The sequence below is a fragment of the Kurthia senegalensis genome, assembly GCF_000285595.1.
GTDB classification, from domain to species: Bacteria; Bacillota; Bacilli; order Bacillales_A; family Planococcaceae; genus Kurthia; species Kurthia senegalensis.
In genome coordinates, this window is the sequence record NZ_HE611070.1 from 77,159 (window position 1) to 91,583 (window position 14,425).

12 protein-coding genes and 1 pseudogene are annotated in these 14,425 nt (G+C 37.2%); 6 read left to right on the forward strand and 7 right to left on the reverse strand.

Annotated elements, in window-relative coordinates:
* Nucleotides 1-326: 326 nt before the first annotated feature.
* The 4 genes from KSHG_RS13810 to KSHG_RS13825 form a co-directional block, all read right to left on the reverse strand.
* Nucleotides 327-1,733, reverse strand: coding sequence for a hypothetical protein (locus KSHG_RS13810; RefSeq protein ID WP_010308161.1), 1,407 nt, complete (start codon nt 1,731-1,733; stop codon nt 327-329).
* Between the two features lie 117 nt (nt 1,734-1,850).
* Nucleotides 1,851-3,050, reverse strand: coding sequence for an L-aspartate--L-methionine ligase LdmS (gene ldmS, locus KSHG_RS13815; RefSeq protein WP_010308163.1), 1,200 nt, complete (start codon nt 3,048-3,050; stop codon nt 1,851-1,853).
* A gap of 1 nt (nt 3,051) precedes the next feature.
* Nucleotides 3,052-4,263 (reverse strand): M20 family metallopeptidase, encoded by a 1,212-nt coding sequence (locus KSHG_RS13820; RefSeq protein WP_010308166.1) that lies wholly within the window; start codon nt 4,261-4,263, stop codon nt 3,052-3,054.
* Nucleotides 4,264-4,459: 196 nt separating this feature from the next.
* Nucleotides 4,460-5,638, reverse strand: coding sequence for an MFS transporter (locus tag KSHG_RS13825; RefSeq protein ID WP_010308168.1), 1,179 nt, complete (start codon nt 5,636-5,638; stop codon nt 4,460-4,462).
* Nucleotides 5,639-5,797: 159 nt separating this feature from the next.
* On the opposite strand from KSHG_RS13825, the gene KSHG_RS13830 reads away from it, so the two are divergent.
* Nucleotides 5,798-6,679: a LysR family transcriptional regulator gene (locus KSHG_RS13830; protein ID WP_010308171.1), complete on the forward strand. Its 882-nt coding sequence runs from the start codon at nt 5,798-5,800 to the stop codon at nt 6,677-6,679.
* A 184-nt stretch (nt 6,680-6,863) separates the two neighbouring features.
* A pseudogene (gene guaC, locus KSHG_RS17090) lies at nt 6,864-7,848 on the forward strand (GMP reductase).
* Between the two features lie 207 nt (nt 7,849-8,055).
* On the opposite strand, the gene KSHG_RS13840 reads toward guaC, so the two are convergent.
* Together KSHG_RS13840 and KSHG_RS13845 are read right to left on the reverse strand one after the other, a co-directional pair.
* A complete protein-coding gene (locus KSHG_RS13840; protein WP_010308180.1) occupies nt 8,056-8,346 on the reverse strand; it encodes a hypothetical protein in 291 nt (96 codons plus the stop codon).
* Nucleotides 8,347-8,370: 24 nt separating this feature from the next.
* Nucleotides 8,371-10,425: a methyl-accepting chemotaxis protein gene (locus KSHG_RS13845; protein ID WP_010308183.1), complete on the reverse strand. Its 2,055-nt coding sequence runs from the start codon at nt 10,423-10,425 to the stop codon at nt 8,371-8,373.
* 246 nt (nt 10,426-10,671) lie between these two features.
* On the opposite strand from KSHG_RS13845, the gene KSHG_RS13850 reads away from it, so the two are divergent.
* Both KSHG_RS13850 and KSHG_RS13855 read left to right on the forward strand, forming a co-directional pair.
* Entirely contained in the window at nt 10,672-10,905 is a 234-nt protein-coding gene (locus tag KSHG_RS13850) for a hypothetical protein (protein WP_147630554.1), read from the forward strand.
* A 32-nt stretch (nt 10,906-10,937) separates the two neighbouring features.
* Nucleotides 10,938-12,575, forward strand: coding sequence for a methyl-accepting chemotaxis protein (locus tag KSHG_RS13855; RefSeq protein ID WP_026022617.1), 1,638 nt, complete (start codon nt 10,938-10,940; stop codon nt 12,573-12,575).
* A 64-nt stretch (nt 12,576-12,639) separates the two neighbouring features.
* On the opposite strand, the gene KSHG_RS13860 is transcribed toward KSHG_RS13855, so the two are convergent.
* Complete coding sequence (locus KSHG_RS13860) at nt 12,640-13,005, reverse strand: hypothetical protein (protein WP_010308185.1); 366 nt, start codon at nt 13,003-13,005, stop codon at nt 12,640-12,642.
* A gap of 173 nt (nt 13,006-13,178) precedes the next feature.
* On the opposite strand from KSHG_RS13860, the gene KSHG_RS17095 reads away from it, so the two are divergent.
* Both KSHG_RS17095 and pgeF read left to right on the forward strand, forming a co-directional pair.
* Nucleotides 13,179-13,655 carry a phosphate-starvation-inducible protein PsiE gene (locus KSHG_RS17095; RefSeq protein ID WP_010308190.1) on the forward strand — a complete coding sequence of 159 codons (477 nt, stop codon included), beginning with the start codon at nt 13,179-13,181 and terminating at the stop codon, nt 13,653-13,655.
* 6 nt (nt 13,656-13,661) lie between these two features.
* Nucleotides 13,662-14,420 carry a peptidoglycan editing factor PgeF gene (gene pgeF, locus KSHG_RS13870; RefSeq protein WP_010308194.1) on the forward strand — a complete coding sequence of 253 codons (759 nt, stop codon included), beginning with the start codon at nt 13,662-13,664 and terminating at the stop codon, nt 14,418-14,420.
* Nucleotides 14,421-14,425 lie beyond the last annotated feature (5 nt).

Sequence of the window (14,425 nt, forward strand, 5' to 3'; positions counted from 1 at the left end):
AGAAACGTGTCAAGAACCATTTAAATAGACTTTTTTTCTTTCCAATTATTTATTAGCATTCTCAATTACGATAGCATAATCCCTTTTACTTTTTAGCTGTAAAACGTTGTAATCATCAACAATCAATTAAAACATGTCCCCCTCCCTACACCCGGATGTTACGCTACATGTTATTTTTTCATATGTACCTTTTAATAAACTCCCTTAACTCTTCAATAATTAAGTGTTAATTTTTTGCTTTAACACTACGTCTCCATCTTATAAAATACGACATAAAAAAACACAGCCCGCTTATTTTCATAAGACGGCACTGTGTCATTTATTTTCTAACCTACATTTTCTTCGAATTCCATTTGACCTGTTTGAGCATCGATTTTCAATAGCTCTGTTTTGCCATCGTTGTAGCAAATTTCATACGCTAACGTATAAATAGGGAAGTCATCATTACTTTCAATAACACGTACTAAACGAACGTCACCGAAGTCGACATACATACTATTCGCTACTTGAAGTGATACGGTCGTTTCAGCTGTTAATGTCGTTTCAAGAGACTCATCTAAACGAGAAATATTACTATCGCGGATGATCCCTGTATACACGCCCACGTCAACATGAACATTGTATTCATCTAATACAATGCCCCCTACTTTTCGAATGAATGAAAACGTACGGAAAGGCTCAAAATCATTTTCTTCATCATCGTCATCTTCGTCATCAAGCTCACCGTTTGCCTCTAATTCTTTAAAAAATGCTAACTCTTCTTCCGTTAGTTGTTCTTCAGGCATTTGTTCTTCCAACTCGAATTTTTTATGGATGTCACCGACCGTTAATTCTAAAAATTGTTTCGCACGATCTGTTAATTGTTCGACAGATAATTCTTCTTGTACATGTTTCCATGGTGTTACAGATTCATAAACTGTATCGTACTCATTTCGTTGATTAATGCGTACAATTGATGAATCTTCTTCTGATAATGTATGCCAAACTTGCACACCTTCTTCATCTTCCATAATCATGTCAGATGTAATGCCTAACAGTTGTGGTAATGATGTCGAAACTTCCACTTTTTCAAAAGGAGCGGTTGCAAGTGTTTCACCGTCTTCTTCTAACGTTTGTTTTTCAAACACACGACCGTCTACGCCAACGACAACTTCTTTCATCTTAGGAACATAAACGACTTTTAATTCCTCTACGTCTTGCTCTACTTCCACTGCCAGCAGCATTTCTTTACGTAAAATATCTTTCGCTTGGCTCGCTGTAATTTCAATTTCTGGATATGTTAGTTGATAATAACCACGGTTAAAAATAGCTGAGCTGACGAATCCTTGGCTATTAATTTCAACACTTACTCCTGATTGGGGAATTGGTAGTTGCAATGTGTTATCGAATTGTTCAAACGTAATTAAATACGTATCATCTACCCATTGTTTCGTATTCACATATTTAATTTTGCTCGTGAAGAAATCTTCCGCAAACTCTTGTGCTATTTCAATTAAGTCGTTTAACTCTAAACGTTCAAATTCGTCTAATGAAATATCATTATGTTCCATAATTTCTTCCATATCGATTAATACATTTACTAACTTTCCTTCATCTGAAAGTTCTACTTGTCCATATGTGAAGTCACGACGTGCATCTAAGATTTCACCAATTTCCATGTCTTCATCCATTTCAATTTTAATCGCTGGACGCCCGAGCATGTATTCTTTGATTTTCATTTCTAGTTCTATCATTATGCTTATTCCTCTCATCGTTGTTTCTGTATGTTCATCATATCATGTTTCGTTCTGAAATAAGCCTTCTATTACAATAGTTGTACAAAAATACCATCATTTTAATATAAAAAAAGGCTATGTATATACATAACCTTTTCCCATTATTGTGCTACGACAACCCCTGTATTTAAAAGAGCTTTTTTCATAACGTTCAATTTCTTCTAATTTTTGTGCATACCAAATGCAAACAAATGTAGAGGGTTCTTTTTCTTCTAATAAGTCGCCGTCATAATAACTCAAGGGCAATAGCACACCCTGTGCTACGTAATCCGCTAACATATTGTAAAAAGCTTCATTGTCATCAACCGAGGCTGCATCGTATGTGAAAAACTTCGCAACAGGTCGCTCGAATGAATCATAATACAAGAGCATCGAAGTGGAACCATTTAAACGGAAATTCAAATCAATCGCTTGAACTTGTCCGTCAGCAGTCCAAAGTAAATCAAATCCAGCTACGCCAACATACCCTTTATCAATACCGACTTGCATAATCTGTCTACCCGCTTCAATGACTTGTTCGGGTACATCAGAGACGATTACATTTCCGGCATATAAACCTTCGTCATTGGTAATTTGTACAGACGTCCCTAAATATTGCAAACCGATTTTTTCGCTATACGCATATTGGCATGAATAATTTTCAAGTTCTTCAACGTATTTTTCAATGATGACTGACTTTGACCCTTCTTGCATGAAGAGCTTTTTCGCTTTTTCAAGTTGTTCATCAGTATGACAAATTTGCACCCCATACCCCCCCGCAGTAGGCGTATCATCACCCGGTTTTAAAACGAGAGGCAACGTCCATTTCTTCAGTTCTTTTTGCAAATAGTTGCTTTCAACAACCGTCCGTTTTGGAATGAATTGCTTCGGTACAATTTCACTTAAGTACGCTTTACTATTCAAATAATTTAATAAATCTGCGTCCATCCAATAGGCATCTCGATCTAGTGTCTTCTTATCGTGAATATATTGTAAAACGACTTTTTTTCCTTTATCTTCCCACATTTTTAACACTTCATCGTATTGCTCTTTCGAACGATACACATAAGGTTGTTCTTGAAAATGTAGTCCAGCTAATTGGAAAAGTTGGCGTGCTTTTTCTGACTGTGTAGCCGCATGTACGAGAACAGGAACGTCCGCAATTAAAGACTCCCTTGCTGATAATGCATTCAGCTTATTTTCACTCGGCATCCATGGGTTATTTTCATGAGCTGGTCGTACAGTAACTACAACATCGCCATAAATATCTCGAATTGTATACTTTGGTTTCATCATATTAAATACTCCAATCTGTAAAAGTTTGTTGTTGTACAATCTCTTGATGAGTTTCTTTAATACGCTCTTTTAAGTTAGGATCCTCCATTATTTCAAGTCCTGTAAACGCTAATGCTTTTGCAGATAATACCATCGCGGCATCTGCTTTCGGAGATGCGGCAGCATCACAAAATTCCTTCGTATGACCAATCAATGTAGAAGATCCTATTTTTATGTGCGGATGGATTGTTGGGATGACTTGACTTACATTCCCTGTATCCGTCGCGCCGAAACCGAAATCACCGTCGCTAAACTTCTCTCCTAATTGTTCAGCATGTTGTCTAAATACGCGGTCTAGTTCATCGTGAACGAAAAAGTCATCTACACCATTTTGAATAAATGAAAAAGTCATCGTCGCACCTGTTTGCAACGCAGCGCCTTCTGCAATCTGCTTAATGCGTTTCGTTAAGTCATTTAAATGTTGTCTACTACGCGCTCGTGTAAAGAAGCGCGCTTTCGTATAAGCCGGAATGATATTCGGTGCTTGCCCACCATCTAATATGACCCCGTGTACGCGATCTGTATCGAGCATTTGTTGACGGTAGGCATTCACACCGTTGTAAAATTGCAACATCGCATCAAGTGCATTAATACCATCATGAGGATTTTCTGACGCGTGTGCAGGCTTCCCGAAGTATTCAACTTCAAACACATCGACAGCAAGCGTCGGAATCGTATCATAACTATCTGCACCTGGATGAACCATCAATGCGACATCGACATCTTTAAAATGGCCATCTTTAACGAATGCTGCCTTTGCACTACCATTCACCCCTCCTTCTTCTGCTGGTGTGCCGAACACTTTTACTTTCCCTCCAACTTCATCAGCTACAGATTTCAAAGCAATGCCGGCTGCACAAGATGTCGTGCCAATCATATTGTGTCCACACGCATGTCCTAAACTCGGTAGCGCATCGTATTCAGCTAAATAACCGATGACCGCACCTTCCTTACCTGTGTCGTATGTTGCGATAAAACCTGTATCGTAATTTGAAATATTAAAATCAATTTGAAACCCTGCATGTTCTAAAAAATCCGTAAGCGTTCTGGAAGCGAAAAATTCTTCATTCCCTACTTCTGGACGCGCGTGAATTTGGTGACTAATATCGACCATGCGCGATGCGAGTTGGTCGACTTTCGAAACGATTTTTTGTTTTCGTTGTTCAAATGTCATATACTAACCGCCTTTATTTAAACAGAATATTTTGTCTATTTTACCATAAATAAAATGAACATATAAAAAAGAGCCCTCTTTTCAAAAAGATGGTTTAGGTCATCTTTCTAAAAAAAGAGCTCTTTTTTCGCTAGTACTTCCATCATTCGAAAATGGATCCTTACCGCTCCACTGTCAGCGAATCGGTAAGAACATACTACGCTACATGTCGACGATTTTTACGTGACACGAAAATGTATAAAATAAGGGCTAAAACGATGAAGCCGAGTGCTGTCATATACATTGTTGAATAATCTGTTGCACCTGCAATTGCACCCATCACAGCTGCACCAATCGCCATACCTAAGTCCATTGAGTTAAAGAATACTGAACTTGCTACCCCAACACGAGCTGGAGGTACAGAAGATATTACTTCTGTTTGATAAATTGGTGTTACTGAACCGTAACCGATTCCGATAATTGCACCTGCTAAAATAAGCATCCAACCAGTTGTCGTCATTTGTAAGACGAACATACCGATAGCGAAAATAATTAAACAAATAAATACGATATATTTTGAACCGTATTGGTCTGCTGCTTTACCGACGAATGGACGACAAATCAACATACAAATTGCATAAACGATAAAGAAGTAACTAGCTGCCGTTACTAAGTCTAGTCCTTTTGCGAATAAAGATAAGAACGCTGAAATACTTGAATAAGCAATCGCTGAAATTAGTGTCATAGCGCCGTATGGAATCGTACGTGGATCAACGATATTGCTCCAAGAGAATTTCACTTTCTTCGCATTCGGATCTGGCTGATCGTTCGGAATTGTAATGACTAATGCGAGTAAAATGTTGACGACTGATAAAATAGCACATGTTGCGAACATAACGTGATATGAACCTGCACTTGCAAATTGAAGACCGATTACCGGCCCAAGTACCATCGCAAGACCCATCGCCATTGAATAAAAACTTAACCCTTCCGCACGACGAGTGATTGGAATTAATTCCGCACTGACCGCACCTTTGACCGTTGTAATAACACCGAATGTAATCCCGTGAATCGCACGAATTACAAGTAATACTGTAAATGAATCAACTACGAAGTAAAGCAAACAAGCAACGAAAAATGCTGCTGTAGAATAAATTAAAATTTTCTTTTGAGAAAACTTACTAATCCAACCTCCAGCAACGGGACGAACGAGAATAGCAAAGATTAAAAATACCGTTAATAACCATCCTGCTTTATCTGAAGAAACGCCCAGTTTCTCGGTAATATAGAGTGGTAAAGCCGTTAATAAAATGTAGAATACTAAAAAGATGAAGAGACTCATTACGGTAATGTTAATGAAGTTCTTCGTCCATAAAGGTTCTTTTTGTGTAGACACCTCATGCATCTCCTTTAATTTAATTACTATGAATACTCGTCCAAAAAATATGCAGCGGCATGCGCTACATCGACTCATTTATTATAGTACTATTCAAGCTATGATGAATAATTGTATTATGCATACAATCTATGCATAATACTCATATGGAGGTGTGTTATGGAATTTTATCAACTAATATATTTTGAAACACTCGCAAAAGTCGGCAATATTTCTCATGCTGCTGAACGTTTATCTTTATCTCAATCAGCACTTAGTCGTTCGATACAAAACTTAGAAAAAGAAGTTGGTTGTCCGTTATTTACTCGCGAAAGTCGAGGCGTCACATTAAATAAATACGGAGAAATTTTTCTTGAGCATGCCTTGAATGCCTTAAATGAAATTAAAACGGCGGAACATCGTATTCAAGATTTAATTAGCCCAACACACGGCACGATTCGACTCGCATTTACGCAACCACTTACGTCTGATTATATTCCTGCCATCATTTCAGAATTCAATAAACTGTACCCTAACATTACGTTTAAACTTTACCAAGACATCACACAAAAAATTGTGAAACAAATACTTCGAAATGAAATCGATGTTGGTTTTTGTTCTCCCTTCTCTACGAATAATTCAATTGAAAAACATATTATATTAGAAGAAGAGCTTATGGTACTCGTTCCTCAAAATCATAGTTTAAGTAAACGAAAAGCGATTTTACTAGAAGAAATTGCCCTCGAAAAATTTATCGTCTTCAAAGAAGAAACATCTTTACGCGAAGTAACCGATGATATTTGTGAAAAAGCTGGATTCAAACCGAATGTCGTTTTTGAAGGCATTGCTGAAAAATCTATTATTGATCTCGTGAGTAAAAATTTCGGTGTCGCCATTTTACCAGTTGGCATTAATTTATTTGATTATCCAGTCGTACCATTGACAATTTTAAACAAACCGATTCACCATCATACACAAATCATTTGGGCAAAAGACCGCTATATGTCGCCTGCTATGCGAAATTTCATCGATTTCGTCGTACAATCACTTCCAGATAAATAATGAACATTTTCTGATGAATGATTCTTTTTGTACGGTTTAGAGTAATTTTACACTTTAATAAATAATTTTTTTAAAAAATTTCAGTAAAAAGCTTTGACAACGCTACCATTTTGTTGTAAATTACCAAAGGACGAACATTTTATTAAATATAAAAAATAATATTCGCTTTTTAGGAGTGTTTTTAATGGATAACGTATTTGACTATGAAGATATTCAATTAATTCCCGCAAAATGTATTGTAAACAGTCGCTCAGAATGTGACACATCTGTACAATTAGGTGGCCATAAATTCCGTCTGCCTGTAGTTCCTGCAAATATGCAAACAATTATCGATGAAACGATTGCTACAAAATTAGCTGAAGGTGGATACTTCTATATTATGCACCGCTTCCACCCTGAAAAACGCATCGCTTTCATTAAAGATATGCAATCAAAAGGACTAATCGCTTCTATTAGTGTTGGTGTTAAACAAGAGGAGTATGCTTTTGTTGAACAACTAGCTGCTGAAGGTCTTACACCTGAATTTATGACAATTGATATCGCACACGGTCATTCAAATGCAGTTATCTCTATGATTCAACATATTAAAAAACTTCTTCCTAACACTTTTGTAATCGCCGGAAACGTCGGTACACCAGAAGCTGTACGTGAACTTGAAAATGCAGGCGCAGATGCAACGAAAGTCGGCATCGGACCTGGTAAAGTTTGTATTACGAAAATCAAAACAGGCTTCGGCACAGGCGGCTGGCAATTAGCTGCACTTCGCTGGTGTTCAAAAGCTGCTACTAAACCAATTATCGCAGACGGCGGAATTCGTACGAATGGGGATATTGCGAAATCTGTACGTTTCGGTGCTTCAATGGTTATGATTGGTTCACTATTTGCAGGTCATGAAGAGTCACCTGGTGAAACAATCGAAGTAGACGGTAAAAAAAGTGAAAGAATATTTCGGCTCTGCATCTGAATTCCAAAAAGGCGAAAAGAAAAACGTCGAAGGTAAAAAGATGTTTGTCGAACATAAAGGTTCATTAAAAGATACGCTAATTGAAATGGAGCAAGATTTACAATCTTCTATTTCATATGCTGGTGGTACGAAACTAGAATCAATCCGCAACGTAGATTACGTTGTCGTAAAAAATTCTATTTTCAACGGGGATAAAGTTTACTAAACCGAACAAAGGGTTTCTATATATGGGATGGAAGATTTGTTCAAAATAGACTAAGTGAAAAACTTAGTCCAATAAAAAGAGCCGTCATGATTTTAAAATCATGACGGCTCTTTTGTTATGCGTAACACTTTTATCAAAACGAATTAATCGTTTAATAGTTGTTCTTTCATTTCTCTTGCGCGTTCGGCAATTAAAGTTGAACCATTTTTAACTTCTATCGATTTTTTTAGTAAGTGAACCGCTTCCTTTTTTTTCTCCATCTTCAGAAGCTTCTATTGCTTCTAAAATATAATGCACTTGTTTTTTATACGTAGCCGCTTGCTGATCGGAATGTGATTGCTGCTCTGCATAGTTAAAATCAACGTACGCTTCATGGAATTTAGCGTCCCCTACTTTCCATAAACCCGATTCTACTTTTTGATTGTACGCTTCGCTGTTTCCATTTTGACATGCACATAAAATCGTCATGCATACGAGGACAAAAAGTAGTTTCTTCATCGTTTCACCTTCTTACATTCTTGCTTACTTTTTCAATTTAAATACGTTCACAGCACCGTTTAAATACGTCACTTCATTATTCAAATGACGAGCATGCTGCGCAACTTCTTCTGTAGAAGCAGATTGTTCTTCCATAACAGAAGCAATTTCTTCTATAGAAGCACTTGTTTGTTGAGAAACTGCTGATAGTTGTTCAATCATCGTAACGACTTGATCTTTTTCAACGTGTACTTGTTGAATTCGTTGCATATTCTCACCTAGTTCACGAATAACTGCGTACAAATCGGTCGTCAACGTTTCCATAGATTGTTGTACGCTCGTTACCGCCCTGCGTTGTTGATTATTCATCTCTGTCGTATCTGACATTTTTTCAACGAGCTGTGTCATACCCGTTAAAATTTCTGTCAACGTATGTTGAATTTCATTCGTCGCTTCTTTTGATTTCTCCGCAAGCTTTCTCACTTCACCTGCTACGACGGCGAAACCTTTCCCATGCTCGCCAGCACGTGCTGCTTCAATTGACGCATTTAATGCGAGTAAGTTCGTTTGATCTGTAATGTCCGAAATAGCGCGTGTCACATTAGAAATCGTTTTAGATTTTTCATTTAACAACTCGACCATCGTATTCACTTCTTCAAAGTCTTCTTCAAAATCGACAGACGTTTGTGCTAATTGTGTTACTTGTGTATTGCCTTCTTTCAACTGCATCATTGCGCCATCAATCGTGCGTGTGTTATGTTCTGTCGTATTCATAATTGCTTCAATCTCAACGCTCAATTTATGAACGGCCTCTGTACCACGCTCGATTTCGAGTGCCTGACTTTTCGAACCGTTCGAAATATCTTGCGTAGCTGTCGTAACGGACGCAAGTGCTCCACTATTTTCGTTCGTAATCGTCATTAATCCTTCTGACGAATTATGAATAGCCGTCGCACGTTCGTTCACTTGATGAATAAGCTTTCTCATATTGCGTAGCATATGATTGTAACTTTTCGCGAGTGACGCTAATTCAGTTGCACCGCGCTCTTCCATTTCTGTTCCTAAATCACCCGATGCTGTATTTTCCATCGTTTTTTGTAATTGATTAAACAGTTTGCGTAAAGAGTTTCCTAATAAAACGGCAATGATTGCACCTAAAATAATCATCACAATTAGTACGATACCCGTCGCAATGTTTAATGTTGAAAGCCCTGCTAACGCTTCATTTTTATTTTCGAAGCTGAGTACTTTCCAACCAACTTCGTCGACTGTCGATGTCGTCACGATATAATTCGTTTTATCATATTGACGTTCTTGTTGTTTGGTTTCTTTCGTATTGTATAACGGTGTAATCCAATCATATTCATTTTTGAAATCTTTCGGATTAGAGACGAAATCTTTAATCCCTTCATTTTCACCACTTAATTTAGGATTGACGTTCGTCCCATTCATAGATGGTTCAAAGCTCGTAATCGCAAGCCCTTTCGAATCTAAAATCATAAATTTAGAAGTACTATCTTTTTCCAGTCCTTCTCGCATCGCACTAATTGTATTTAAGTCGATATCGTAGCCAATCGCCCCGACTAATTTTTCATTCGTAAATACAGGTACGATAATCGACGTCATAATTTTTTTCGTCGTTTGATCTTCATAGACGTCCATCCATGTCGTGCTCGGATTTTCTTTTAACGTCGTATACGTTCTCGTATCACGCACATCAATATCGTATTTCGCTGCAGGTGAAAGATGAATTGCACCTGTTTTAAAATCCATAAAGTATACACTTAAATAATCTTTGTTCGCCTGTTGTACGTTATGTAACATTTTTTGAATCGTTTTCGTACTATTTTTTTCCGCTAATGCTTGTTCTGTTAAACTTGCTAATTGCTCAGAAGACACGCGATATTTTTCTAATTGTAAGCCTACTTGCTTCGTCGCATTTTCTACTTGTGTTTCGTTGTTACGCTCTACTGTAGATTGCACTAATTTTTTTGAAATACTATAATTCACAGATGCCATTATGCCTGCTGTCAAAACAATAGCACCGCAAATAAATAGTATCCACTTTAAACGTAATGATAAATTGTAAAACCAATTCATTCTTTCCCGACCCCTTTTCTTTATTACTAAATTTTTGTCAATTATAGAAAAAATTAATTAATTTTATAATATCACGATAATAGTTCCTTGTACTCGTTATAATTAATGATAGAAAATATATATATTTCTAAAGTTTTAAACAATTTAACCCATTGTGTGTTAGGATATAAATATGTCATTTAATCCACGAATAAGGAGTTAAAGTATGTCTAAAGGTAATGGTTTAAGGAAAAAAATGTTAATTTTTTGCTACCAATTATGATTATCCCTATCATTATTAGCGGTAGTATTTGGTTTCAAACGAGTAAAAATAAAATTCAAAACGAACAAATTAATGCAGCAGCTTCCAATATGAAATTGTTAAATAGTAGTATTAGCAATTTAATTCAACCGAAAATACACGATGTAACCTATTTAGCATCTCGACTTACGAACGATTCACTTTCTGTGAAAAAAATAGTGAAGCCCGTATCGTTCTAGACCAGTATGTACAAGAACATAGCGAAGTAGCGATGGCATATGTCGGCTCAACGAAAGGCGAAATGATCCGCATGCCTTACTTCATTTATGAAAAAGACTATGATCCTCGTGAACGCCCTTGGTATATCGCAAGTGAACAAGCGAGCGATGTTGTTATTACAGATCCGTATATTTCTTCAACGAGTGGCGATTTAGTCATTACCGTTTCTAAAAAATTAGAAGATGGTAGCGGCGTACTTGGTATTGACTTGTCGGTTTCTAAATTAGCTGACCTCGCAAAAGAAATTAAAATTGGTGACCGCGGTTTTGCATCAATTATTGATTTACAAAATAAATACATAGCTGATGGAAAAGCACATGGTGGTGAAGAAGTACCTAACGATGTATCAAAATTACTTCACGACGTCAAAGGACAAGTGAGCGATTCAAATAAAATTTATTTATACGAGACGAACAGTGCAACAGGATGGAAAGTTGTTACGACAATTTATAAAGACGAAGCGGCCGCCGCTATGCTTTCAACAACAATCAGCAACATCATTGTTGCCTTTATTATTATCGTACTTGCTTCCCTTCTTATTATTTATCTCGTTCGTTCGATTACACGCCCACTTCAACATATGTCTGAACAAGCAGCAAAAATTAAAGACGGTGACTTACAAGTAGCCATCGACGTGACAAACAAAGATGAAATTGGTGCACTTGCACAATCATTAACGAGCATGAAAGACAATTTAGCTTCTCTCGTAAAAGACATTCAAATAAACACAAATCATGTGATGAAAACGACAAACGACGTAAACGAACAAATCCAACAAAACATGGTAAGTATTGAAGACGTCGCAAAAGCAATGAACGATGTAACGGTCACAACAGAAACACAAGCAAATGACATTCAAACAGCTGCTACTTCAGTAAATGAAGTAACAATTGGTACGACCGAAATCGCCCATACGATTTCAGACGTTGCAGACTTCTCGCAAACGACTCTACAACACGCCCAAGCCGGCGAAACGAGCATTGCACAAGCTGTAAAACAAATGCATACGATTAAACAAGCCGTTCATACATCGAATACGCAAATTCGTGATTTGCATACACATACGACAGAAATCGATCGCATTTTACTCATGATGAAAGATATCGCAGACCAAACGAATTTACTCGCTTTAAATGCTTCAATTGAAGCAGCACGAGCGGGTGAACACGGTAAAGGGTTTGCTGTCGTTGCAGAAGAAGTACGCAAACTAGCCGAAAGCTCTCAACAGTCAGCAAACGAAATTTCAACATTAATTCAAGTTATTCAAATGAGTACGAAACAGTCCGTTGATCAAATGAGTTCAACGATGCATACCGTAGATGAAGGTGTTGCCGTAACGGAAGAAGTGAAAGAACGCTTCTCTCATATCATGACGAATATGGAACAAATGACGCCGAAGCTTGAAGGTATTTCTGCTACAACAGAAGAAATGGCATCTGTCACAGACCAACTTGCGAATACGACGGAACATTTAACAGGTTATGCACAATCAACCAATGCGATGACCGAAGAAGTAACAGCTTCTGCTCAAACGTCCCTTCACGCAATGGATACGATGTCAGAAGAGATGAAAAAACTCATTCAACTTTCTGAACAACTGCAACAACATATTTCTAAATTCACCGTTTAATAAAACAAAAAAGGAAGCTACGACAACGATGTCATAGCTTCCTTTTTTCTATTTTATTTTGCCATTAACGCGCTAATTTCAGACGGTCTCTGCGCATGACATCATAATTTAAAATGGCATACATATATTCGCTAATATCTTGTACTTCAAGACCTTTCTTCTCAAGCATAGCCCATAATTTTTCATCGAGTGCGTATGGGTGCATATGTTGAAGCAATTCAGCTTCCCCTTTAGACAAGGTAACACGGAACTCTTCCTCTTCATTACGGCGAATCGACAAAGAGTACGTTCTCCAAGTTTCCACTTCTACGCAATACGAAGGATCCCACTCACGTAGCTGTGCTTCAATGTCTGACGCTACAAGTTTAAAAAATTTACGTACGGTAAATGTATGTGCTTTTGTTGTTCGGAAAAATGTATTTGTACTCATGTCAATCGCTCCTTTTCTTTAATACCTAGTTATCTTATAAGAATTATAACACTTATAAAATAAATGTCAAAATATTTGTGAATAATAAAAACGCTTACAAAATGTGTAAGTTTTGCAGTCGGTTATTTTTTATGTGAAAATAATAAAAACTAGTATGGAAGCGAGGCGATTTTATGAAAAAGAAGTCTTTCACAACCGTTTTCCCCCACGTACTACAATGGATATTGAACGTTTCTCTCGTAGCACTAGCTTTCTTTCTCGTCTTACTAATGGCGAAAGAATTATTGATCTTTGCAGACATTCTTCTATTTGAGAAAGATACGAAGCATAGCCACGAAGAGTTTTTAGCGAATGTGTTAATGTTCTTCCTCTACTTTGAGTTCATCACGATGATTGTGAAATATTTCAAAGAGGATTACCATTTCCCTTTACGCTATTTTATTTACATCGGTATTACAGCTTTAATTCGCTTAATTATTATCGACCACTCAAATGCCATTCACTCATTACTTTACGGTCTTGTCGTATTACTTCTCATCGTCGGCTACTTCATTATTAATATTACACCGCTCGAACGTCCAAAAAAGGTAAGTTATACGATTAAAAATGCGACGGTTGGCGACGATTCGACTTATAATAAGGAGAGGTGATTCACAATGACAACGACAATTTATCAACGAGATGATGACCTTTTAATGGGCATCTCCTTACAAAATGTAAACGTTCCAGAAAACAACAATATGGCACTTCATATTTGTGAGAACCCAGAGACGATTATAAACAATCGCAAGCAGCTTGCAGCTACAATTAATTATCCACTGGAACAATTCGTTTGTGCGAATCAAACACATAGCGCAACGTTTTATAAAGTGACAAAAGAAGATGCAGGTCGTGGTGCTTTTCGTAATGAGGATGCGATTCCTGAAACCGATGCACTCTATACGTTCGAATCGGATATCGTACTCTGCTCTTTCACTGCCGATTGTGTACCTGTTCTTTTTTATTCTAAAGAGGACCACTTAGTCGGTGCGATTCACTCTGGCTGGCAAGGTACTGTGAAAGAAATTTCATTAAAAACATTTGAACATTTACGAGATGAAGAGCGCATTGATCTAAACAATGTATTTGTCCATATCGGTACAGCACTTAGTCAAGAACGCTTTGAAGTCGACGAAGACGTTTTTACGAGATTTAAAAATCTAGGTTACGCAAATGATTTGATGTATTTGAAAGAAAGTACACATAAATACCACATCGACAATCAATTAACTGTTCAAAAGCAATGTGAACTCGCCGGTATTCCAAGTGATAACATTACAGTCGAGCGCGTTTGTACATTTAATTCAGATGAGGGCTTCTCGTATCGCCAAAATAAAAAAGCTGGACGTCATTTAAGCTTTATCGTCCAAAAATAAAAAAA